This is a genomic window from Sphingomonas sp. UYP23 (assembly GCF_054059235.1).
The window spans coordinates 3,601,941-3,624,299 of sequence record NZ_JBSSBX010000001.1 but is presented as its reverse complement, the minus strand read 5'-3'; the positions used below and the strand labels follow the sequence as shown (position 1 = coordinate 3,624,299).

General features: G+C 65.8%; 22 protein-coding genes. 5 read left to right on the top strand and 17 right to left on the bottom strand.

Annotation, left to right across the window (positions count from 1 at the left end; all coding sequences use genetic code 11):
* Nucleotides 1-50 precede the first annotated feature (50 nt).
* Nucleotides 51-1,976: an excinuclease ABC subunit UvrC gene (gene uvrC / locus ACVWYO_RS17870; protein WP_457353073.1), complete on the bottom strand. Its 1,926-nt coding sequence runs from the start codon at nucleotides 1,974-1,976 to the stop codon at nucleotides 51-53.
* Nucleotides 1,977-2,068: 92 nt separating this feature from the next.
* On the opposite strand from uvrC, the gene ACVWYO_RS17865 reads away from it, so the two are divergent.
* Nucleotides 2,069-2,398, top strand: coding sequence for a hypothetical protein (locus ACVWYO_RS17865; RefSeq protein WP_457353071.1), 330 nt, complete (start codon nucleotides 2,069-2,071; stop codon nucleotides 2,396-2,398).
* A 48-nt stretch (nucleotides 2,399-2,446) separates the two neighbouring features.
* Here the strand turns inward: ACVWYO_RS17865 and ACVWYO_RS17860 are convergent, their stop codons facing one another.
* From ACVWYO_RS17860 to ACVWYO_RS17835, 6 genes are all read right to left on the bottom strand, one after another.
* Complete coding sequence (locus tag ACVWYO_RS17860) at nucleotides 2,447-2,773, bottom strand: hypothetical protein (RefSeq protein WP_457353070.1); 327 nt, start codon at nucleotides 2,771-2,773, stop codon at nucleotides 2,447-2,449.
* Nucleotides 2,774-2,906: 133 nt separating this feature from the next.
* The gene (locus tag ACVWYO_RS17855) at nucleotides 2,907-3,461 is read right to left on the bottom strand and encodes a F0F1 ATP synthase subunit B family protein (RefSeq protein WP_457353068.1); all 555 of its coding nucleotides are present in this window, start codon (nucleotides 3,459-3,461) and stop codon (nucleotides 2,907-2,909) included.
* The gene (locus ACVWYO_RS17850; protein ID WP_457353066.1) at nucleotides 3,454-3,948 is read right to left on the bottom strand and encodes a F0F1 ATP synthase subunit B family protein; all 495 of its coding nucleotides are present in this window, start codon (nucleotides 3,946-3,948) and stop codon (nucleotides 3,454-3,456) included. The genes ACVWYO_RS17855 and ACVWYO_RS17850 overlap by 8 nt, the downstream gene beginning before the upstream one ends.
* Nucleotides 3,949-3,961: 13 nt before the next feature.
* Nucleotides 3,962-4,177: a F0F1 ATP synthase subunit C gene (locus ACVWYO_RS17845; protein WP_133191986.1), complete on the bottom strand. Its 216-nt coding sequence runs from the start codon at nucleotides 4,175-4,177 to the stop codon at nucleotides 3,962-3,964.
* A gap of 59 nt (nucleotides 4,178-4,236) precedes the next feature.
* Complete coding sequence (locus ACVWYO_RS17840; RefSeq protein WP_457353064.1) at nucleotides 4,237-5,019, bottom strand: F0F1 ATP synthase subunit A; 783 nt, start codon at nucleotides 5,017-5,019, stop codon at nucleotides 4,237-4,239.
* Nucleotides 5,016-5,300 (bottom strand): AtpZ/AtpI family protein, encoded by a 285-nt coding sequence (locus ACVWYO_RS17835; protein ID WP_457353062.1) that lies wholly within the window; start codon nucleotides 5,298-5,300, stop codon nucleotides 5,016-5,018. The genes ACVWYO_RS17840 and ACVWYO_RS17835 overlap by 4 nt, the downstream gene beginning before the upstream one ends.
* Before the next feature lie 189 nt (nucleotides 5,301-5,489).
* Between ACVWYO_RS17835 and radC the strand changes: the two genes are divergently transcribed.
* Nucleotides 5,490-6,173, top strand: coding sequence for a RadC family protein (gene radC / locus ACVWYO_RS17830; RefSeq protein WP_457353060.1), 684 nt, complete (start codon nucleotides 5,490-5,492; stop codon nucleotides 6,171-6,173).
* 28 nt (nucleotides 6,174-6,201) lie between these two features.
* Here radC and ACVWYO_RS17825 read toward each other — a convergent pair whose 3' ends face one another.
* Nucleotides 6,202-6,567, bottom strand: a complete 366-nt coding sequence (locus ACVWYO_RS17825) for an EF-hand domain-containing protein (protein ID WP_457353058.1) — start codon at nucleotides 6,565-6,567, stop codon at nucleotides 6,202-6,204.
* Nucleotides 6,568-6,839: 272 nt separating this feature from the next.
* Between ACVWYO_RS17825 and purB the strand changes: the two genes are divergently transcribed.
* A complete protein-coding gene (gene purB / locus ACVWYO_RS17820; protein ID WP_457353056.1) occupies nucleotides 6,840-8,156 on the top strand; it encodes an adenylosuccinate lyase in 1,317 nt (438 codons plus the stop codon).
* 391 nt (nucleotides 8,157-8,547) lie between these two features.
* Nucleotides 8,548-9,771: a cytochrome P450 gene (locus tag ACVWYO_RS17815; protein ID WP_457353054.1), complete on the top strand. Its 1,224-nt coding sequence runs from the start codon at nucleotides 8,548-8,550 to the stop codon at nucleotides 9,769-9,771.
* Nucleotides 9,772-9,857: 86 nt separating this feature from the next.
* Here ACVWYO_RS17815 and dnaJ read toward each other — a convergent pair whose 3' ends face one another.
* Together dnaJ and dnaK are read right to left on the bottom strand one after the other, a co-directional pair.
* Nucleotides 9,858-10,979 carry a molecular chaperone DnaJ gene (gene dnaJ, locus ACVWYO_RS17810; RefSeq protein ID WP_457353052.1) on the bottom strand — a complete coding sequence of 374 codons (1,122 nt, stop codon included), beginning with the start codon at nucleotides 10,977-10,979 and terminating at the stop codon, nucleotides 9,858-9,860.
* Nucleotides 10,980-11,118: 139 nt separating this feature from the next.
* Nucleotides 11,119-13,017 (bottom strand): molecular chaperone DnaK, encoded by a 1,899-nt coding sequence (dnaK, locus tag ACVWYO_RS17805; protein WP_457353050.1) that lies wholly within the window; start codon nucleotides 13,015-13,017, stop codon nucleotides 11,119-11,121.
* Nucleotides 13,018-13,181: 164 nt separating this feature from the next.
* Between dnaK and ACVWYO_RS17800 the strand changes: the two genes are divergently transcribed.
* Nucleotides 13,182-13,622: a copper chaperone PCu(A)C gene (locus ACVWYO_RS17800; RefSeq protein WP_457353048.1), complete on the top strand. Its 441-nt coding sequence runs from the start codon at nucleotides 13,182-13,184 to the stop codon at nucleotides 13,620-13,622.
* A 10-nt stretch (nucleotides 13,623-13,632) separates the two neighbouring features.
* Here ACVWYO_RS17800 and ACVWYO_RS17795 read toward each other — a convergent pair whose 3' ends face one another.
* From ACVWYO_RS17795 to glmU, 7 genes are all read right to left on the bottom strand, one after another.
* Nucleotides 13,633-15,483, bottom strand: coding sequence for an ATP-binding protein (locus ACVWYO_RS17795; RefSeq protein ID WP_457353046.1), 1,851 nt, complete (start codon nucleotides 15,481-15,483; stop codon nucleotides 13,633-13,635).
* The gene (locus ACVWYO_RS17790; protein ID WP_457353043.1) at nucleotides 15,483-17,372 is read right to left on the bottom strand and encodes a putative bifunctional diguanylate cyclase/phosphodiesterase; all 1,890 of its coding nucleotides are present in this window, start codon (nucleotides 17,370-17,372) and stop codon (nucleotides 15,483-15,485) included. Before ACVWYO_RS17790 ends, ACVWYO_RS17795 begins: the two co-directional genes overlap by 1 nt.
* A 90-nt stretch (nucleotides 17,373-17,462) precedes the next feature.
* Entirely contained in the window at nucleotides 17,463-18,353 is an 891-nt protein-coding gene (locus tag ACVWYO_RS17785; protein ID WP_457353041.1) for an ROK family protein, read from the bottom strand.
* Nucleotides 18,350-20,173 carry a glutamine--fructose-6-phosphate transaminase (isomerizing) gene (gene glmS / locus ACVWYO_RS17780; protein WP_457353039.1) on the bottom strand — a complete coding sequence of 608 codons (1,824 nt, stop codon included), beginning with the start codon at nucleotides 20,171-20,173 and terminating at the stop codon, nucleotides 18,350-18,352. Before glmS ends, ACVWYO_RS17785 begins: the two co-directional genes overlap by 4 nt.
* Before the next feature lie 15 nt (nucleotides 20,174-20,188).
* Nucleotides 20,189-20,569: a PIN domain-containing protein gene (locus tag ACVWYO_RS17775; protein WP_457353037.1), complete on the bottom strand. Its 381-nt coding sequence runs from the start codon at nucleotides 20,567-20,569 to the stop codon at nucleotides 20,189-20,191.
* Complete coding sequence (locus ACVWYO_RS17770) at nucleotides 20,566-20,931, bottom strand: CopG family transcriptional regulator (RefSeq protein ID WP_457353035.1); 366 nt, start codon at nucleotides 20,929-20,931, stop codon at nucleotides 20,566-20,568. Before ACVWYO_RS17770 ends, ACVWYO_RS17775 begins: the two co-directional genes overlap by 4 nt.
* Nucleotides 20,932-20,961: 30 nt before the next feature.
* On the bottom strand, nucleotides 20,962-22,323 hold the full coding sequence (glmU, locus tag ACVWYO_RS17765) for a bifunctional UDP-N-acetylglucosamine diphosphorylase/glucosamine-1-phosphate N-acetyltransferase GlmU (RefSeq protein WP_457353033.1): 1,362 nt from the start codon (nucleotides 22,321-22,323) through the stop codon (nucleotides 20,962-20,964).
* Between the last annotated feature and the right edge of the window lie 36 nt (nucleotides 22,324-22,359).

The window sequence follows — 22,359 nt, the reverse complement described above, 5'->3', positions numbered from 1 at the left end:
TCGCTAACGCACGAAGCAGCGGGGCGGTCGGTCTGATCGCGCCGCCGCCTTCAGCGTGCGTGGAAGAAGTCGTAGAGCTGCTGCGCCACCGCAGCACTTACCCCTGGCGCCTTCTGCAGATCCGCCAGACTCGCGCCCCGCACCGCGCGCGCGGTCCCGAAATGCATCAGCAACGCTTTCTTGCGCGCGGGACCAATCCCCGGAACATCGTCGAGCGGTGACGCACCGATCGCCTTCGAGCGCTTGTCGCGATGCGCGCCGATCACGAAGCGGTGAACCTCGTCGCGCAGGCGCTGAAGGTAGAACAGCACTGGCGCGTTGACCGGCAGCTGGAATTCGCGCCCGTCGAGCAAGTGGAACACCTCGCGCCCGTCGCGGCCATGCATCGGCCCTTTCGCGACGCCGACCAGACACACATCCTCGATTCCCATTTCCTCGAGCACCGCCTTGGCGGCGTTGAGCTGGCCACGCCCGCCGTCGATCAGCACGAGATCGGGCCAGTCGCCCGCATCGCGATCGGGGTCTTCGGTCTGCGCGCGCGCGAAGCGGCGCTGGAACACCTCGCGCATCATGCCGAAATCGTCGCCGGGGATCGTGTCGGGGTTCTTGATGTTGAACTTGCGATACTGCCCCTTGCGGAAGCCCTCGGGTCCCGCGACGACCATCGCGCCGACCGCGTTGGTCCCCTGGATATGGCTGTTGTCGTAGACCTCGATGCGGTCTGGTGGTTCGGCCAGGTCGAACAGTTCGGCGACCTCGCGCAGCAACTTGGCCTGCGTCGTGCTCTCGGCGAGACGGCGATCGAGCGCTTCCTCGGCATTGCGCTTCGCCTGGTCGAGCAGCCGCCGCCGCGTGCCGCGCTGTGGCATCGACAGCGAGACCTTGAAGCCCACCCCTGCCCCGAGCGCCTCGCCGAGCAATTCGCCCTCCTCGAGATCGCGATCGAGGAAGATCGTCTTGGGCGGCGGCACCTCCTCGTAAAATTGCGCGAGGAAGCCGGTGAGGATCTCGTCCTCCGGAACATCGGCGGTATGCGCCGGGAAGAAGCTGCGGTGCCCCCAATTCTGTCCGCCACGGATGAAAAACGCCTGGATGCCGATCACGCCATTCTTGTTGGCCATGGCGAAGATGTCGGCATCGCCCAGCCCTTCGGCGTTGATCGCCTGGCTACCCTGGATGAAGGTCAGCGCGCGCAACCGGTCGCGCAGGATCGCGGCGAGCTCGAAGTCCATCGCCTGCGCTGCTGCTTCCATCTGCCCGCCAAGCTTGGTCTGCACCTGCGTCGATTTGCCGCCGAGGAACGCCTTGGCGTCGCCGACCAGCTCGGCATAGCCCGCCTCGTCGATCCGTCCGACGCACGGCGCCGAGCAGCGCTTGATCTGGTAGAGCAGGCAGGGCCGGTCGCGGTTGCGGAAGAAGCTGTCGGTGCACGAGCGCAGCAGGAACAGCTTCTGCAGCGCGTTGAGCGTATTGTTGACCGATCCTGCGCTGGCGAACGGCCCGTAATAGTTGCCCTTCGCGCGCCGCGCACCGCGATGCTTCTGGATCCGCGGAAATTCATGATCGGCGCGCAGCAGGATGAAGGGGAAGCTTTTGTCGTCGCGCAGCAGCACGTTGTACGGCGGGCGATAGCGCTTGATCAGCTGCGCCTCGAGCAGCAGCGCCTCGGCCTCGTTGTTGGTCGTGACGATCGTCATCGAGCGCGTCTGCGCGACCATCCGTTGGAGCCGCTTCGAAAGGCGATCGACCTGCGTGTAATTGGTCACGCGATTCTTCAGCGCCTTCGCCTTGCCGACATACAGCACGTCGCCGCGCGCGTCCTGCATGCGGTAGACGCCGGGACGGATCGGCAGCGTGGCCAGCACGTTGCGGATCGCAGCGACCCCTGCCGCGAGATCGGGCGTGTCGCCGCCACCGCGGACGGCAAAGGTGGATTTCTCTTCGTTGAAACGATCAGGCGCATTGGGCGAGGACATGCGATTGATCTAGGGAGTCCGCGCGGCGGATGCCACGGTTATGCGCATCCACGCGCATAGCACGCGCCCGACCGCGACGGAGAAGACCCGCGATGTATGTCTCGATCACCGGCCTGAAGCCCAAGAACCTGTTTCAGGTGCCGCGCTTCTGGTGGCATGCGATCCGTTCGATGCAGCAGGCCCAGCGCGCAGCGGGTAATCTGTCGGTCGAGGCGCGGACGATCGACGGCACGCACCACACAATGTCGCTTTGGCAGGATCGTGCGGCGATGCGCGCCTATCTCGCCGCTGGTGCACATCTCGACGCGATGCGCCCGTCGCGCAGCATCGGGACAGGTGCGGTGTATGGCTATGAGAGCGACGCGGCGCCCACTTGGGCCGACCTGCCGGCTTTGCTGCGACAGAATGGCCGGATCATTTGACGGAGCGACGACGGCGCAGGGCAGGAGCACCGCGCCGCCGTGCAAGGATTACTTGATCGCTTCGAGGTCGGCCTTGACCTTCGCGAGCGCAGCGTCGGTCAACGCACCCTGCGACATCGGCTGCACCTGCGCGAGCGACATCGACTTGAACTGATCATACATCGGGTGCGCGGTGATGTTCTGAAGGTCGGTGTCGAGCACCGCCTTGCCCTTGGGATCCGCAGCGATCGTCTCGATCGGTGTGTCGAGCGAGAATTTGGCGGTGGAGGCGGTCGTGGCCGCCGGGGTCGCGGTTGCGGCGGGCGCAGGCGCGGTCTGGGCAGCGAGCGGCGCCACGGTCAGCGCGACGAGCACGGGCAGAAGGACAGACTTCATGGGAGAGCCTCTTTCGAAAGCGAAAGCGGCGCGAATCGCCGCTGACCAAGGTCTACCCCGGCCAGTGGCGAAACGAAATGGATTGGATCAAGCGACCCACGCGAAATCGTTCCGCGTGTCTCGAGTAACCGCTTTAGTTGAGCCGTCCGAGCCCAGCGATCGTGCGATCGACCAGCGCCTTGTCGGCATCGACGCCGTGACGCTCAGCCAGGATCGTGGCCGCCGCACGGGTCGCGGCATCGGCCGCAAGCGCCCGGACTTCGGCGATCGCACCGCGTTCCGCGGCGGCGATCTTGTCCTCGGCCATCGTCTGACGACGCGCAACCAAGTCGGCAAGGTCGGCTTCGGCCTTGACCAGCATGGCCGCGGCCTCGGCCTGCGCATGCGCGACGATCGCGGCGGCATCGCCGGCGCTCGCCGCATTGCGTGCCTTGGCTTCGGTGAGCTGCGCTTCAGCCTCGGCGCGCAGCTGCGACGCTTCGTCGAGCTGCGTGCGGATCGTCGCGATCCGCGAATCAAGCGCGCCCGCGATCATCTTGGGCACCTTCTTCCAGATCATCAGGCCGATCACGACGAGCATCGACAAAGCGACGAAGCTCGGAGCGGTAATCCCGAAGACCGACGGTTCGTGGTGCAGCTCAGCGACGCCGGTCTGTGCCACGGTGTTGACTGTCGAGGACTCAGCCATGCGCCAATTCCGCCTTTACGCGTGTTTCGATCGTCGCACGATCGACCGCCACGCCCGAAAGCTTGGCGACGATCTGCTCGACCGCGTCGGTGGTCGCGGTCTCGATTTCGGCGAGCGCCGCGGTCTTGGAGGATTCGATCCGCCCGGTGGCGGCGTGCAATTGCGCGGCCAGACCTTCGTCGCTCGTCTTGAGTTTCGCCTCGGTGCTGGCGGTTGCCTGCGCCTTGGCTTCGCCGACCGCGATCATCGCCTGCGACCGGGCTGCTTCGAGCCCGGCCTGATAATCGCGCTCGGACGCCAGCGCGGTCGCCCGCGCCGCCTCCGCCGCGGCGAGGTCGCCCGCGATCCGGCCGTTACGATCTTCGATCGTCGCCTCGATCTTGGGGACCATCGCCTTGCCGATCCCGAAATAGATCAGCGCGAAGACGATCGCGAGCCAGAACAGCTGCGACGCGTAGATCTCGCCGATTTGGGATAGCTGCGGCATTGGGGTTTCGTCCTTAGTTCTTGACGACGAAGAGGATGAGGATCGCGACGACGAACGCGATCAGGCCGAGCAGCTCCGATGCCGCGAAGCCGATGAACAGGCGGCCCTGCTGGCCGTCTGCTGCGCCGGGGTTACGCAGTGCGCCTTCGAGGAACGAGCCGAACACATTGCCCACGCCGAGTGCGGCGAGACCGACACCGATCGCTGCCAGGCCGGCACCGATGTACATTGCACCAAGATCAGTCATGATAAGCTCCCTAGGAATACGTAGATTGGGTTATGGAAATTCTAGTGCAGATGCACTGCGTCGTGCAGGTACAGCGACGTTAGCAGGGCAAACACATAGGCCTGGATCGCGCAAACCAGCAACTCGAGCGCACTGACGCCGATGATCATGATGAAGCTGAGCACGCCGACCACCGAGCCAAGACCGCCGCCGGCGGTGAAGCCCTGGACGACGAAGCTGCCGAACACTTCGAGCAGGATGTGCCCCGCGGTCATCGCGACGAACAGTCGCAGCGCCAGCGAGAAAGGGCGCACCATGAACGAGACGAACTCGACCGGGATGATCACCGGCATCAGCCACGCTGGCGCGCCGTGCGGCACGAACAGCGTGAAGAATTTGAGACCATGCTTCCAGAAGCCGACCGCAAGGACGATCGCGAACGACAGGAAGGCGAGGATCGCGGTCACCGTGATGTGGCTCGTCACCGCGAAGGTGTGGAGCCCCGGGAGGATCGCCAGCGGCATCACACCGATGAGATTTGCGAACAGGATGAAGTAGAAGAGCGAGAAGATGTACGGCGCAAACTTCTTGCCGCCGGCGCCGATATTTACCGAAACCATGTTGTCGATGAAGCTCACCGCATCTTCGGCGGCAACCTGCCAGCGGCCGGGGACGAGCTGGCGCTTGAGGCCGCCCGAGATGAAGAGCGCGAGCAGCACAAACACGACGACCATGAACAGCGCCGAGTTGGTGAAAGACACGTCATAACCGAACAGGTTCAAATGGCGGCCCAGGACGGGCTCCACCATGAACTGTTCCATCGGATCGATTTTGCCGGCGCTCACTCTGCGCGCTCCTTCGAAATCTTCATGATGTTGAGGAACGCCCCGATGATCGCAAGCGTAAGCACGATCAACAGCGCCCAAGGCGACGTGCCGAGCCACTGATCAAGCGCCCAGCCCATGATCCCGCCACCGAACAAAGCGCCGAGCAGAAGCGCAAGGACCTTCGATCCCTGGCCATAGCCCTTCGCCTGCGGGATCGAACCATTCCCACGCGACTGGCCAACCGCCTTTGCCGAAGCAATGCGGGCATCCAGATCGTCGTTGGGGCGATTCTCAGCCAAGCGGCGTGTATCCTGATAAGAAAACGCCGCCGTGCATTGAGCACCGCGACGATGAACGGCGGGGAATTGGAAGCAAGCCCCCGCTTCACCGGCCGTTTAGGAAGCTGACTTGAGAGTGTCAACTCTTGTGGCCAAAGCGGCCGTGCTGTGACGTTGCGCGGGGGCTATGCCGGGATTATCCCTTACCTGATGAGCGCGCCCCTCCCCGATCATGCCGGACATCGCGCGCGGTTGCGTCAGCGGCTTCTCGAGCAAGGCGGCGACGGGCTGCTCGATTACGAACTCGTCGAATATCTGCTGATGCTGGCGATCCCGCGCCGCGACACCAAGGCGTTGGCAAAGGCGCTTCTCGCGGAGTTCGGCGGACTCGGGGCGGTGTTCAGCGCAGATGCCGAAGCGCTGATGCGAGTCCCGGGGATGGGCGAAACCACCGCGGCGGCGATCAAGATCGTCCAGGCGGCAGCGCTACGCCTGCTCAGAGTCGAGGCAAAGGCGGAGCCGGTGCTGGCGAGCTGGCAGGCGCTGATCGACTATCTCCACGCCGACATGGCGCACCGCGGCACCGAGCGGGTCCGCGTGCTCCATCTCAATACGCGCAACATGCTGATCCGCGACGAGGTGATGAGCGACGGGTCGATCGACGAAGCCGCGGTCTATGTCCGCGAGGTGATCCGGCGCGCGATCGATCTCGGCTCGGCGGCCATCATCCTGGTCCACAACCATCCGAGCGGCGACCCGAGCCCGAGCCGCGCCGACATCGACATCACGCGCAAGGTCGCCGAGGCCGGCCGGCGACTCAATATCGCGCTGCACGATCACATCATCATCGGCGCCAACGGGCATTCGAGCTTGCGGGCGATGGGGCTGCTCTAACCTCTTCGCGCCGACACCGTGGCGGGGTTCAGCCCTGTTGCGAGAGAAATGCCGTCAATTCGGCCTTGGAGACCGTCTTGCTTTTGTCGGCATCGGCTTGCGTAAAGGCTTCGGCGAGGTAGGTCTTCATTGCCGGCGCGGCCGCATCCGTTTTCGGGTCACTCGCGGTCTTGAGAGCGACCATCCAGGCGTCGAATTCGGCCGCATTCAGAACGCCGTTGCCATCCTTGTCGTAGCTGCCGAACTCGCGGTTGATGATGTCGGCCGCTGGCGTGCCTGCAACTGCGGGCTTGGCGGCAGCCTCGGCCTCGGGCGCGACGATCGAGGCCGGGATAGCGGCGTCGCGCGCCGCATTGTTCTGCGGGGCCACAGCCGGCCCGGCTTGATCGACCATGGTCGGCGCGGATTGCGGCGCGGGCGCGGTGGCGGGTGGGGCGTCCTGCGCCTAGGCGGGGCTGGCGAGCGCGATCGCGCTCGCGACCAGTGCAAATTTCACCATCGGTTTCTCCTGTGCGAATCGATCGCGTCGTTTCCCCAACGCACCGAACTGCGCGACGCTCCACGCCTGTCCGTTTGAAGGGGCGGCTGGTCCCTGCTAACGCGCGCCTCATCGTCGATCGCGGCGATTCCGTGCCCGCCCGATCTCAAGCTCATCGAGGAATTCCCATGGTCCCCCGCTATTCCCGCCCCGACATGACCGCGATCTGGACCCCGGAGAATCGCTTTCGCATCTGGTTCGAGATCGAAGCGCACGCGACCGACGCGCTCGCCGAGCTCGGCGTCGTGCCGAAGGAAGCCGCCGCCGCGCTGTGGGCGTGGTGGAACACCAACCCGGTGATCGACGTCGCCGCGATCGACGCGATCGAGGCGGTGACCAAGCATGACGTGATCGCCTTCCTTACCTGGGTTGCGGACAATGTCGGCGACCAGGCGCGCTTCATGCACCAGGGCATGACGAGCTCGGACGTGCTCGACACCGCGCTCGCCGTCCAGCTGGCGCAGGCGAGCGACTTGCTGATCGCCGATATCGACGCGCTGCTCGTCGTGCTCGAACGCCGCGCGCGCGAGCACAAGATGACGCCGACGATCGGCCGCAGCCACGGCATCCATGCCGAGCCCGTCACCTTCGGGCTCAAGATGGCGCAGGCGCATGCCGAATTCGCCCGCAACCGCGCGCGGCTGGCGGCGGCGCGCGAGGATGTCGCGACCTGCGCGATCTCGGGCGCGGTCGGCACCTTCGCCAATATCGATCCCGTCGTCGAGCGCCACGTCGCCGAGAAGCTCGGCCTCACCGTCGAGCCTGTCTCGACCCAGGTCATCCCGCGCGACCGCCACGCGATGTTCTTCGCGACGCTCGGCGTGATCGCCTCGTCGATCGAGCGGCTCGCGACCGAGGTGCGCCATCTGCAGCGGACCGAAGTGCTCGAAGCCGAGGAGTTTTTCTCGCCCGGCCAGAAGGGCTCGTCGGCGATGCCGCACAAGCGCAACCCGGTGCTGACCGAGAACCTCACCGGCTTGGCGCGTATGGTACGTGGCTATGTCACCCCGGCGCTCGAAAACGTGGCGCTGTGGCACGAGCGCGACATCTCGCACTCGTCGGTCGAGCGCTATATCGGCCCCGACGCGACGATCACGCTCGACTTCGCGCTGCAGCGGCTGACCGGCGTGATGGACAAGCTCGTCGTCTATCCAGCGCGGATGGAGAAGAACCTCAACAAGATGGGCGGCCTCGTCCATTCGCAGCGTGTGTTGCTCGCGCTGACCCAGGCCGGCGTCAGCCGCGAGGATTCGTATCGCCTCGTCCAGCGCAACGCGATGAAGGTGTGGGATTCGGACGGCGCACTGTCGCTGATGGAGCTGCTCAAGGCCGACCCCGAAGTCACCGCGGCGCTGTCGGTCGCGGAGATCGAGGACAAGTTCGACCTCGGCTATCACCTGAAGCACGTCGACACGATCTTCGCGCGCGTGTTCGGCAACAGCTGATCGACGAAACTGCACGCTTCAACGTGCAAATGCTGCACCTGCGAATGCGCGTAATAAAATTGCGCGCATGAGCAACAATCTCCACATGCCTCCTCGCCGGGACAAGCCCGGTATCGGAGACACCTACCATGCGCATCCTTCAAAGCCTTGCCGGCGGCCTCTTTGCCGTTGCAGGCGTCGCGCTGGTGGTCGAGGTTCTCATCCTCTGACCCATCGGCCCACCCGCCCCTTCTTCTGACGGGGCGGCCAGGGCTGTGGGGGGTCTAGCGTACAGCGTTGCCCAGTTGCGTATCCCGGCGTCATCCCAAGCCGTGAGGACGTTATGGAATCCTGCATCGCCGCGCCGCCCCCTGTGCCGATCTTCGCATCCCCGTCCGGAGCGCCGTCCGTCATGGCGATGCTCCGCTACGCCATCTCCGACCCAGCCCAAGTCATCCCGGCCAGCATTTTCGACGACTGGTCCTATGCCTTGCCCGGCCCGCGCTCCCCGATCGTGATCGCCGAGCCCGATGCCGTCCGCCAGGTCCTGCTCGACATGGGCGAGACGTTCGGTCGCAACCGCCCGTTACAGACGTTGATGCGCCGAGCCTGGGGCACGGGCCTCGCCGCGGCCAAAGGCGAATCCTGGGCCGCGCAGCGCCGTGCCGCCGCGCCGGCCTTCCGACCAAAGGCGATCGACGCCGCTACCCCCATCATGGCCGCCGCCGTCCGCAGTGCCGCCCAGCGATGGCCGTGCGGCGAAAACGTCGATCTTCAACCGATGGTGGGCAAGATCGTCGCGAGGATCGTGCTGGAGACGTTGCTGTCGGGTGTCCGGAGCTTCGATACCGATGCCATCGCGGCCGATATCCCGGAGGTGATGCGCGACGTTGCCCGCTTCGGCCTGCTCGAAGTCGCCCCAATCCCCGCCGTCTGGCTGGATCGGGTGCGGCGGACCGGACGCAGCAGCGCCGAGGTGCGGCTGCGCCGCATCGCGCGCGACATTGCGGCGCGCGGCGCGACGGAGGACCATCAGCTTGCCGCCTTGCTTCGCCATAGCGGGCCGCTGGCCGACAACATCTTCGGCTTCATGATCGCAGGGTTCGAAACGAGCGCACTCGGCGCGGCATGGGCGCTGTACCTGCTCGCGCTGCATCCCGAATGGCAAGCGGCGGTCCGGGCCGAGGCCACAGCCGCGCAGGATGAAACGACCAGGCCGGTCGCCCGCGCTGTGGTGCAGGAGGCGTTGCGGCTCTACCCGCCAGGCCCGCTGCTCGTCCGCGCCGCGACGCGCGATACCGAGCTCCTGGGGCATCGCATTCGCCGGGGACAAGCGGTGATCATCGCGGTCTACGCGATGCACCGTCATCGTCAGCTGTGGGACCGTCCCGACATTTTCGACCCCGGTCGCTTTCAAACCGGGCAAGCGCACAACCGCGGCGCCTATCTGCCGTTCGGCGCCGGCCCGCGGCTGTGCATCGCTGCGGGATTCGCGACGGCGGAGATCACGACGATCGTCTCCGGGCTGGTCCGCGGCTTGAGCTTCACGCCGACGGACCCGGCACCCGAGGTCAGCCTGAAGGTATCGACGCATTCGACGACGGGGCTGCACGTCGTCGCGCGGCGCGTCGCTTAGGCCCTCATCGCGGGGACGGCGCCAGTCGCCCGAGTCGGGCGGGCGGCCACGCGTCGCCACGGCGAAGGCCGGGGCGACGTGGTGGCTCAGCCCCAGGCGCTCTTCATCTTCTTGAAGAAGCCGCTGGTCTGCGGGCATTCCTTGCCCGTTTCGGTCGCGCGGAATTCCTCGAGCAGTTCGCGCTGGCGCGACGTGAGGTGCGTCGGCGTCTCGACCTCGATCTGGATGACCAGATCGCCACGACCACGGCCCTGCAGCACCGGCATCCCGGCGCCACGCTGGCGCAGTTCACGGCCGCTTTGCGTGCCGGCCAGGATCTTGATCTGGTGATCGACGCCGTCGGGCCCGGCGATGTGAATCTCGCCACCGAGCGCCGCGGTCGTGAAGCTGATCGGCGTGCGCGCGAACAGCGTCGTGCCCTCGCGCTCGAACAGCGGATGCCGTGCAACGTGGAGGAAGATGTACAGATCGCCCGCAGGCGCACCGCGCAGGCCCGCCTCGCCTTCGCCGGTCAAGCGAACGCGCGTGCCCTCGTCGACGCCGGGCGGAATGTTGACGGTGCGCGTCTTGGTCTTTTCGACACGCCCCTCGCCGCGGCAATTACCGCACGGGTCGGCGATCGTCTGGCCGGCGCCGTGGCAGGTCGGGCAGGTTCGCTCGACCACGAAGAAGCCCTGCTGCGCGCGGACCTTGCCGTGGCCGTGGCACATCTGGCAACTCTTGGCCGACGTGCCCTTGGTCGCACCGGTGCCGTTGCAGACATCGCACGCGCTCGACACGTCGATCGTGATGTCGGTCGCCTTGCCGTTGAACGCTTCCTCGAGCGTGATCTCCATGTCGTAGCGCAAGTCCGCGCCACGCCGCGGGCCGCTCGCGCCACCGCGCTGGCCGCCCATGAATTCCCCGAAGATGTTCTCGAAGATATCGGAGAAGCCGCTGAAATCCTGCGCGCCGCCACCGCCGCCACCACCACCCTGCTGCTTGAACGCAGCATGGCCGAAGCGATCATAGGCCGCACGCTTCTGCGGATCCTTGAGGCAATCATAGGCCTCACTGATCGCCTTGAAGCGCTCTTCAGAGTCGCTGCAGCCAGGGTTCTTGTCGGGGTGGTAGCGCATCGCGAGGCGGCGATACGAGGATTTGAGCGTGCCATCGTCGGCGGTGCGCTCGCATTCCAGCAGTTCGTAGAAATCGATGTCGGTGCTCATCTTGCGCCTCTAGGCCCCATCCCGAAGCGGGAGAGGTTTGGGAGAGGGGAATGATGAGGAGGCCGCGATGCGCTTTTCAGCACGGCACGGCCCCTCTCCCCGACCCTCTCCCCGCCAGCGGGGAGAGGGAGACTTTCAGTTACGCCTTGTGGTCGTCGACTTCGGAGAATTCCGCGTCGACCACGTCTTCCTTGGGCGCTTCGGCTTCGGCGGCCGGCGAGGCATCGGCCTGCGCCTGCTTCTCGTAGATGGCCTGGCCGAGCTTCATCGCGACCTGCGCGAGCGCCTCCGACTTGGTCTTCATCGCTTCGGGATCGCCACCTTCGACAGCCGTCTTGGTCTCGGCGATCGCCGCTTCGATCTCGCCCTTGAGCGTGGCGTCGACCTTGTCGGCATTGTCGGCAAGCTGACGCTCGGTCGTGTGGATCAGCGATTCGGCGTTGTTCTTCGCCTCGGCCGCTGCACGGCGCGCCTTGTCGTCCTCGGCGAACTGTTCAGCATCGCGCACCATCTGCTCGATGTCGCGATCCGACAGGCCACCCGAAGCCTGGATGCGGATCTGCTGCTCCTTGCCGGTGCCCTTGTCCTTGGCCGACACGTTGACCAGGCCGTTGGCGTCGATGTCGAAGGTGACCTCGATCTGCGGCACGCCGCGCGGCGCCGACGGGATACCGACCAGATCGAACTGGCCGAGCATCTTGTTGTCCGCCGCCATTTCGCGCTCGCCCTGGAACACGCGGATGGTGACAGCCTGCTGGTTGTCGTCCGCGGTCGAATAGGTCTGCGACTTCTTGGTCGGGATCGTCGTGTTGCGGTCGATCATCCGGGTGAACACGCCACCCAGCGTCTCGATGCCGAGCGAAAGCGGGGTCACGTCGAGCAGCAGCACGTCCTTGACGTCGCCCTGCAGCACGCCGGCCTGGATCGCCGCACCCATCGCCACGACCTCATCCGGGTTGACGCCCGAATGCGGCTCCTTGCCGAAGAAGTCCTTCACGACCTGACGAACCTTGGGCATGCGCGTCATGCCGCCGACCAAGACGACTTCGCTGATCTCACTCGCCTGGACGCCGGCGTCCTTCATCGCCTTCTTGCACGGCTCGAGCGTGCGCTGGATGAGATCCTCGACCAGACGCTCGAGATCGGAACGACTGATCGCCTTGACGAGATGCTTCGGCCCCGTTGCGTCCGCCGTGATGAACGGCAGGTTGACCTCGGTCGTGGCTGCCGACGACAGCTCGATCTTCGCCTTCTCGGCCGCTTCCTTCAGACGCTGGAGCGCCAGCTTGTCCTTGGTGAGGTCGATGCCCTCGGCCTTCTTGAAGTCTTCCGACAGGAAGTTGAGCAGCTTGTTGTCGAAGTCTTCGCCGCCGAGGAAGGTGTCGCCGTTGGTCGCCTTCACTTCGAACACGCCGTCGCCGATCTCGAGAATCGAGATGTCGAAGGTGCCGCCGCCGAGGTCATAGACCGCGATCGTCTTGTTGGTGTCCTTGTCGAGGCCGTACGCCAGAGCCGCTGCGGTCGGCTCGTTGATGATGCGGAGCACTTCGAGGCCGGCGATCTGCCCGGCGTCCTTGGTCGCCTGGCGCTGCGCGTCGTTGAAGTACGCCGGAACGGTGATGACCGCCTGCGTGACCGTCTCGCCGAGATAGGCTTCGGCGGTTTCCTTCATCTTCTGCAGCGTGAACGCCGAAATCTGCGACGGCGAATATTCCTTGCCGCCGGCGCCGACCCAGGCGTCGCCATTGTTGCCGCGCACGATGTTGTACGGGACCAGCTCGGTGTCCTTCTTGGTGATCGGGTCGTCGAAACGACGGCCGATCAGACGCTTCACCGCGAAGATCGTGTTCTCAGGATTTGTCACGGCCTGGCGCTTGGCCGGCTGGCCGACGAGCCGCTCGCCATCCTTGGCGAAGGCGACGATCGACGGCGTGGTGCGCGCGCCCTCCGCATTCTCGATAACCTTGGGCTTGCCACCCTCCATCACCGAGACGCAGCTGTTGGTCGTGCCGAGATCGATTCCGATTACTTTTGCCATTGGTCCTCTGGGGCCCCCGTCTGTCAAAAAATTGCCATTCAGCCGCGCCCTTAGGATAAGCAACGCGACACTTCACTCCGGCGATATAGGGGGGCTTTCGCTTGTCGCAAGATTGCTCCGCACGTACAGCGTCACAAGTTGTTCCCGAAGCAGGTGAGTTTCGTATGCGCAGGTCTTGGGTTCTGGTTGCGGCGCTTGCGCTGGGCGCGTGCGGCGATGGCCCGCCCAAGCTTTCGGTCGACAAGGCCTATATCCGGCTCGCCGCGGTGCCGAGCCGGCCCGCGGTCGCCTATTTCACGATCCATGGCGGCACCGCCGACACTGCGCTGATCGCGGTGAGCAGCGAGGTCTCGGTCAAGAACGAGCTTCACGAATCGATGCAGTCGGGCGGGATGGCGGCGATGAAACCGCTGGGCGACGTGCCGATCCGCTCCGGCTCGACCGTGGTGTTCGCGCCGGGTGGCAAGCATCTTATGCTGTTCGACATGAACCCGGGGATCAAGCCGGGTCGCGCCGTCACGCTGACCTTCACCTTCGCCAACAATCAGCGGATCGCCTTCGACGCGCCGACGATCGCCGCGGGAGCGCCCGCGCCCGCGCCGTAAGAGAAGCGGGCTAGGCCGCCAGCGTCTGCTCGGCCTTGGGCGCGAGTGCGAGCGTGAGGAGTGCATAGGCCCCCTTCCCCACGCCTTCGCTTTCGAGCCGCAGTGACCCGTGCATCGCCGCCATCGAATTGGCGCACCAGTGCAGCCCCAGGCCGCCCGATTTGTGCTTGCGCGTCGAAAAGCCGCGCTGGAACAGCGTCGGCGCGTTCTCGGCGGCAAAGCCCTCGCCATCGTCGCGGATCGCGATCACTGCGCGGCCCTCGGTCTCGGTGATCGAGACGGTGATCGATCCGCTCGCCGTGCCCGTCGCGGCAATCGCATCGGCCGCGTTGGAGAAAAGATTGCCGATCACCTGGCTCAAGATGATGCGGCTGGCCATCACATGGCACGGGTGCGCCGGGAAGCTGAACGCGATCGACACGCTGCCCGAATAGCGCGCGATCGTCGCGTTTTTGGCGAGGATCTCGGTCACGTCGCACGGTGCCACCTCGGGCCGCTCGTGCGCGGCGCTTTGCTGGTCGCCGATGATCTCGAGCACATGGCTCATCGCCTCGCGGCCGATCTGCAATTCGCGCTGGCGGTCGGCACGATCCTGCGCTTCGGCCTCGACTGCCGCCATGACGAAGGCGAGCAGCTTGGCCTGCCGCGCCGCGGGCAGATCGTCTTTGCCCAGTTCGGCGATCGCGCGGTCGAGGACCGTGCGATCGACCGGCGGCGCCTGCGCTATTCCCTTGCTCAGGATCGTGCTGATCGGATTGAGCGCGTTGCGGACATTGTGCATCACCGCGACTGCGCTCTCGCTTTTGCCGAGCGCAAAGCTCTGCACTTCGAGCTGCTCGCGCAAATCCTTCAATTGTTCTAGCATCGCATTGAAACTGTTGCGCAAAGATCCGATTTCATCCTGCCGCGGCTCGTCGGGCAACAGGCCCAGCGAGCCCGAGGTTCGCACCATCTGCATATGGCTTTCGACGCGCGCGAGCGGACGCAGCACGAGCATCGCGATCATCCGCCGCAGCATCGCAAGGACGACCAGCAGCAACAACGTCGAGCCGGCAACGGCAAGCAGCAGCATGCGCTGGCCGAGCAGCGAGAGATCGCGCGCGACGCTGAACGCCGCACTGGCGACGGCATGGCCGTCGGCGCCACGGATCGGCACGGCGATCCGCATCGTCGACCGCGCCGAGACGATCGCATCGGTATCGGGACGGTTGGTGAAATCGATCGCCGCGGGAAGCTGGAGCACGTCGGACAGCGTCTTCGACGTGATCCGCCGCGCGATCAGCACATAACCGCGCGGATCACCCGTGCCGTCGCTGCGGCGCACCTCGGCGACACCGACCGCGACGAGCTCGTTGCCGAGCCGCAGATAATAATGGCCCGAACTTTGCCGCCCCAGCACGTGGCTGAAATCGGTCTTGCCAAGCGCCGCGACGAACTCGCTACGCCCCGGTGGATTACGCCAGCGCGCGATCACGATCCGGCCGTCCTTGCCGACATAGGCCATGCCGTCGACGTTGAGATTGACCATCGCGAGCGTCGAGAAGCTCTCCTTCTCGAACTCGAGGGTCGGATGCATCATATACTCGTAGCTGGCGGTCCAATCGCCATAGTCGCGCACGGCGCCCTCGACCTTGGCGGCAAAATCCCCGAGCGCGGCGCGCGTCCGCTCGACATGCGCGGCGACCGATTTGTCCTCGAGCTGGTTGAAACTCGGCACGATCAGCGCCGCAAGCAATGCCGTCAGCGCAATCGAGCCGACCAGGCCGATCCCCATGAGGACGAGAACGAGCTTGGCGCCGAGCGAGCTCGGCTCGCGCAGCGCCACGATCCGGCCGCGCGCGGTGCGCGAGGGCCGGCGCATCAGCCGTGCGTCCCGTTACCCGGTTCGACGGCGTCGGCTGCCGCGGGATCGAGCATATAGCGCGCCTGCGCGATCTCGCACGCGACCTCCTGCGTCACTGGCCGCGAGAAGAAATACCCCTGCATGTGACTGCAGCCGGCAACGCGCAGCGCCTGCAATTGCGCCTCGGTCTCGACGCCTTCGGCGATCACGCCGAGCCCGAGCGCATGGCCAAGATGAATGATCGAATGGACGATCGCCGCCGATTCGCGTTCACGCCCCATGCCGTCGATGAAGCTGCGGTCGATCTTGAGGCAATCGAGCGCGAACTTGCGGATGTTGTAGAGGCTCGAATAGCCCGTGCCGAAATCGTCGAGCGCGATGCGGAAGCCCATCTGGCGCAATTTGTAGAGCGTGTCGGCGGCGCGATCGGCATCGTCGAAGATCGCGGTCTCGGTAATCTCGATCTGGACGCGGCGCGGGTCGATCCCGGCGCGCTGGACGGTCTCGACGAGCCGCGCGACGAAATTGTGACGGCGGAACTGGCGCGGTGAGAAATTGACCGAGACATACTGGCCCGGCCATTCGGCCAGCACCTTGAGCGATTCGCCGAGCACCCAGTCGCCGAGCTCGTGGATGAGGTTGGTTTCCTCGGCGATCGGGATGAACACCGCCGGGCTGATCGGCCCATGGTCATTGGTGTTCCAGCGGAGCAGCGCCTCGAAGCCGACGATCTCGAGTTGCTCGCGCGCGACGATCGGCTGATAGACCAGGCTCAGCTCGCCCTTGGCGATCGCTTGCGCGAGGCCACCCTCGATCGCGCGGCGCAGGCGGATATTCTCGTCCATGCCCTCATCGAACAGGCGCACGACGCCGCGGCCCTCGCGCTTGGCGTCGTTGAGCGCGAGATCGGCGCGGCGCATCAGATCGGTCGGGTCGCGCGTTTCGCCGGGCTCGGTGACGATCAGGCCGAACGACGCGCCGCCCTGGACCGAATTGCCGAGCACCTTGAAGGTGCCCGTGCAGGCTTTCAGGATCCGCTGGCATTCCATTTCGGCGGCTTCGGCACCGAGCGTGTCGAACAGCAGCCCGAATTCGTCGCCGCCAAGCCGCGCGACGAGACCGCCCGCGGGAACCGAGGTCTGGAGGATGTCGCAGATCGTGCGGATCAGTTCGTCGCCGGCGAGATGGCCGAGCGTGTCGTTGACCAGCTTGAAGCGATCGAGATCGACCATCGCCACCGCGAACTGGCCAGGATGCTGCGCGCGATCGGTCAGTGCGCGGCGGAAGGCGAGCCGGTTGGGTGCCTCGGTCAGCGAATCGTGGTTCGCCATGTGGATCGCGCGGCTTTCGTTCGCGGCGAGCTCATGGCCCTGTTCCTGGAGCTGGACGACCTGCGCAGCGAGCGTCTCGCGCGCCTCGGCGAGTTCGCGGTCGCCGCGCCAGCGATGCGCAAGCGCGGTCGCCATCTGCGTGACTTCGGCGACTTCGAACGGCTTGGCGATGTAGAAGATCTTGTCGGCGGGGCCGGCGACCTTGGCGATCTCGATCGGCGAGAAGTCGGAATAGCCGGTGACGATGACGAGATTGATGTTGGGATCGAGCTTGCGGATCCGCGTCGCGGTCTCCTTGCCGTCGATGCCGGGCGGCATCCGAACGTCGATGAAGGCGACAGCATAAGGCGCGTCGGACGCCAGCGCGGCCTCGACCGCCGCGACGCCATCGAGCCCCTGCATCGCATGCGTCAGTGCGAAATCGATCGTCTCGTCGGATGCCGCATCGGCCGAGTCGTCGCCGAAAAGCTCGGCCGCCATCGCCTCGAGCGCACCGGTATCGACTGCTGCCGGCGCGAAGCTGCGCCGATAGCTGTCGTGCATGGCCGGTTCGTCGTCGACGATCAGAATTTGCATAGCCACCCGCCCGAAAGATATTTGGCACTTAAGCCCGTTGCGGACTCGTATGCCAAGGCGGTTAATGCGTCGTAAACGACGATCCGAAACTCAGCCGCGGTCGAGTGCGAGCGCCCCCAGTTGCACCGCGCCGAGCGGCCCTGCCATGTCGCCCAGCGCGGCGGGTACGACGAAGCGGTCGATCAGCAACAGCCCAGGCGCGGCGACATAGCCGCCGAGGCTCGCCACCAACCGCGTGCGGATCTCCGGAAGCAATTGCGGTACGCCGACCATCACGCCACCGCCCATCACGATCCGCCGCGGGATGCCCGTCAGCACCACCGTGTGGCAAAGCTGCGCGAGGGTATGGGCGACGGTCTGCCAGGCCGGATCAGTCGCGGCCAAGTCCTGGGCGGCCGACCCGGTGCGTGCCCGGATCGCGGTCCCGGACACCAGGCCTTCGACGCAGTCGCCATGAAAGGCGCAGCTTCCGCCCCACGAGTCGCCCGCCATCCGTACCGGACGGACGTGGCCGAGCTCGGCATGCGTCATCCCAGCGACCGGGGTGCCCTGCAGCACCAGCCCTACGCCGACGCCGGTTCCGACAGTGATATAGGCATGGTCCTCGACATCATACGCCGCGCCCCAGCGGCCTTCGCCGAGCGCAGCACCGTTGACGTCGCTGTCGAAGCCGAGCGGGACGCGCGCAACCTTCGCCAGCCGCAGTCCGACATCGGTGTCGGACCAGCCTGGCTTGGTGGTGGCGGTGATATAGCCGTACGTGGCGGCACTGCGGTCGAGCGACACCGGGCCGAAGCTGGCGATGCCGAGCGCATCGTAGCCCGACCAGCGCCGCAAGACGTTCTCGACCGCGCCGAGCGTCTCTTCAGGCGTGGTGGTCGGGATTTGGACGCGCTCGCGCACGTCGTTCGGCCCGCTCGCGAGGACGCAGATCACCTTGGTCCCGCCAAGCTCGACACCGGCGATCGTCGGTGCGCTCATTCGACCGTCACCGACTTGGCGAGGTTGCGCGGCTGGTCGACATCGGTGCCCTTGATCACCGCGACATGGTACGCCAGCAGCTGCACCGGCACCGCATAGACGAGCGGCGCGATCAGCGGATGGACCTTGGGCATGGTGATGGTCGCCATGCAGCCATCGCCTGCCGCCTGGATGCCGTCATAGTCCGAGATCAGCACGACCTTCCCGCCGCGCGCCTGGACTTCCTGCATATTGCTGACGGTCTTGTCGAACAGCGGCCCCGACGGCGCGATGACGATGACGGGGACATTCTCGTCGATCAACGCGATCGGCCCGTGCTTCATCTCGCCCGCGGCATAGCCTTCGGCATGGATGTAGCTGATTTCCTTGAGCTTCAGTGCGCCCTCGAGTGCCAGCGGATAGTCGGTCCCGCGGCCGAGATAGAGCACGTCGCGGGCGCCGGCGATGTGATGCGCCATCGCCTCGATCGCTTCGTCATAGGCGAGCGCGCCGTTGAGCGCGGCGGGGGCTTCCGCCAGATGCTTGACGATCATTTTCTCCTCGGCGGCGCTCAATTTGCCCTTGGCGCGCGCGAGATTGGCGGCAAGGGCGGCGAGCACGGCGAGCTGGCAGGTGAAGGCCTTGGTCGAGGCGACGCCGATTTCGGGGCCGGCATGCGTCGGGAGGAGCAGATCGGCTTCGCGCGCCATTGAGCTGGTCGGCACGTTGACGACGACCGCAATGATCTGCCCCTCGGCGCGGGCATGGCGGAGCGCGGCGAGCGTATCGGCGGTCTCGCCCGACTGGCTGATGAACAGTGCCAGACCGCCCTCCTCCATCACCGGCGCGCGGTAGCGGAATTCGCTAGCCACATCGAGATCGACCGGCACGCGGGCGAACTGCTCGAACCAGTATTTGGCGACCATGCCCGCGTAGAAGCTGGTCCCGCACGCGACGATCGTGACGCGCTTGATCGTCGAGAGGTCGAACTCGGGGATCGGCAGCGTGACGCGCTCTTCCATCCGCTGGAGGTACGAGCGCAGCGTCTGGGCGACGACGATCGGCTGCTCGTAGATTTCCTTGAGCATGTAATGCTTGTGGTTGCCCTTCGACACGAGGTCGCCGGTGACGCCCGAGATCGTGATCGCGCGCTCGACGGGCGTGTTGGCGCGGTCATAGACCTGCGCGCCCTCGCGGGTGAGGACGACCCAGTCGCCTTCGTCGAGATAGGCGATGCGTTGCGTCAGCGGCGCGAGCGCGAGCGCGTCGGAGCCGAGATACATCTCGCCCTCGCCATAGCCGACGACGAGCGGCGAGCCGAGCCGCGCACCAATCAGCAGGTCGGGATGCTGGCGGAACAGGATGGCGAGCGCGAACGCGCCGTGGAGGCGGGGAAGCACATCGCGGACCGCGTCCTCTGGCGACAGGCCGGCCTCGACCTTTTCGCTGATCAGATGCGCGACGACCTCGGTGTCGGTCTCGCTGGTGAAGGTCCGCCCGCGCGCGATCAGCTCATCGCGCAGTGGTTTGAAATTCTCGATGATGCCGTTGTGGACGACCGCGACTTCGCCCGTCGCATGCGGATGCGCGTTGTTGGTGGTCGGGCCGCCATGCGTCGCCCAGCGGGTATGCGCGATCCCGGTCTTGCCGGGCAGCGGATGCGCGGCGAGTTCGTTGGCGAGGTTGATCAGCTTGCCCGACGCGCGGCGCCGCTCGATCGCGCCGTCGAAATCGGTGGCGATGCCGGCCGAATCATAGCCGCGATATTCGAGCCGCTTCAAACCGTCGAGCAGACGGTCCGCGACGTTCTCGGTGCTCAGGATGCCAACGATGCCACACATGGAATGTCGTCCGAATTAGAGGTAATAGGGTACACGGACCCCCGGCATATTCGCCGGAAAATCCTGGGTGTTGCGGGTCACTAGCACGCGACCGTGAACTTGCGCTGACGCGAGGATGATCGCGTCAGAGGATTTAAAACGCGGCCGTTCGCGCCGCAACGCCGCCGCGCGTGTCGCGATCGCTTGGTCGATATCATCGATCCCGAAACCCGCCATGAACAATTCAGCATTTTTCAGGCGGTTTCCCGCTCCCTTCGACAAGACTTCAATCCACACCATTCGGCTGATCCAGGCGCGCGATCCATCGCTCGCGGCGCGCCGGATCTCGATGAGCGCGGGTTCGAACCCGGCGAGCGCATCAATGATGATGTTCGAGTCGAAGGTGTAGCTGCTCACCGGTTTTGAGGATATTGGGGCTCGGGATATTTACCCGCGAGCATGTCGAGATATATCTGCCGCTGCCGATCGTCCTCCGCATCGAACAGATCGGGGAATTCCGCTTTCGTGTCCTCATAATCATCGTCCCACGGACGGGTCGAGGATGCGCGTTCGCGGCGCTGCCACTCGACCGAATCGCCGATATCGACGCGATCCTTCCAGGCACCGAAGCCCGCCTCGAGCCAATCCTTGGGCGCCTCGGCGCGGTAGGCGGAGACCGCCTCTCGCAACACCGACGCACGCGACTTCCCTTGTTCAGCAGCGCGCGCATCGAGCCACCGGATGTCATCATCGGCAAGATCGGCAAGAATCCGCGCCATCCGAAAATGATATCACGCAGGTATATCACGTCAAGCCTTGGCCTTTTTCGCCGTCATTGCGTCGCGGAAGCGCTTGGCCCAACCCGCCCTTCCCTCCTGCTTGCCGCGACCGAGCGCGAGCGCATCGGCTTCGACATCGGCGGTGATCACTGACCCCGCACCGACGATCGCGCCCGCGCCGATCGTCACCGGGGCGACCAGCGCCGAGTTCGATCCGATGAAGGCGCCTTCGCCGATGATCGTCTTGGCCTTGAAGAAGCCATCGTAGTTGCAGGTGATCGTCCCGGCGCCGATGTTGGCGCCCGCGCCGACCTCGGCATCGCCGAGATAGGTCAGATGGCTCGCCTTGGCGCCCGCGCCGAGCACGGCCTTCTTCATCTCGACGAAATTGCCGATCTTCGACTTCTCGCCCATCACCGCACCGGGACGCAGGCGGGCGAACGGGCCGACTTCGGCCTTGGCACCGATTGTCGCGCCCTCGATATGGCTGAAGGCATGGAGCACCGCGCCGTCGCCGACGGTGACACCGGGGCCGAAGAAGACGTTGGGCTCGATCACGACATCGCGCCCGATCTGCGTGTCGTGCGCGAACCACACGGTCTCGGGGGCGATCAGCGTGACGCCATCGGCCATCGCCCGCGTGCGACGCTGTGCCTGCCACGATGCCTCGACCGCGGCCAGCTCGCCGCGGCTGTTGACGCCGGCAACTTCGGCCGCGCCCGTCTCGATCACCGCCGAGCGGCGGCCGTCGGCGGCGGCGAGCATGACAATGTCGGGAAGGTAATATTCGCCCGCCGCATTGTCGTTGCCGACGCGCGCGAGCAGAGCGAACAGATCGGCGCTGCGCACCGCCATCAGCCCCGAATTGCACAGGTCGACGGCGCGCTCGGCGGGGGTCGCGTCCTTATACTCGACCATCTTGGCGATCACGCCGTTCTCGGCGATGATTCGGCCATACGCCGCGGCATCGGCGGGGCGGAAACCGAGCACGACCGCCACCGGCGCGTCTTCCGCGTTCAGCCGGTCGAGCATCGCCTGCATCGTGTGCGAGGAGACGAGCGGCACATCGCCATAAAGGATCAACACATCGCCCGCGAACCCGCCGAGCGCCGCTTCCGCCTGCGCCACCGCATGCCCGGTCCCGAGCTGGTCGGCCTGCAGCGCGGTCGCGATCCCGAGTGGCGAAACCGCCGCCTCGACCTGCTCGCGCCCGGCGCCCGTCACGACGACGGTCCGCGCTGGATCGAGCGCCGCGACGCTTGCCGCCAGGTGCAGCAGCATCGGCCGCCCGGCGATCGGGTGGAGCACCTTGTGCAGGTCCGATTTCATCCGGGTGCCCTTGCCGGCAGCAAGGATGATGGCGGCGATGGGGGGGCAAGAAAGGCTGTCCATGGCGCCAGCCCTGCCACGCCGGACTTGCCAATTCCA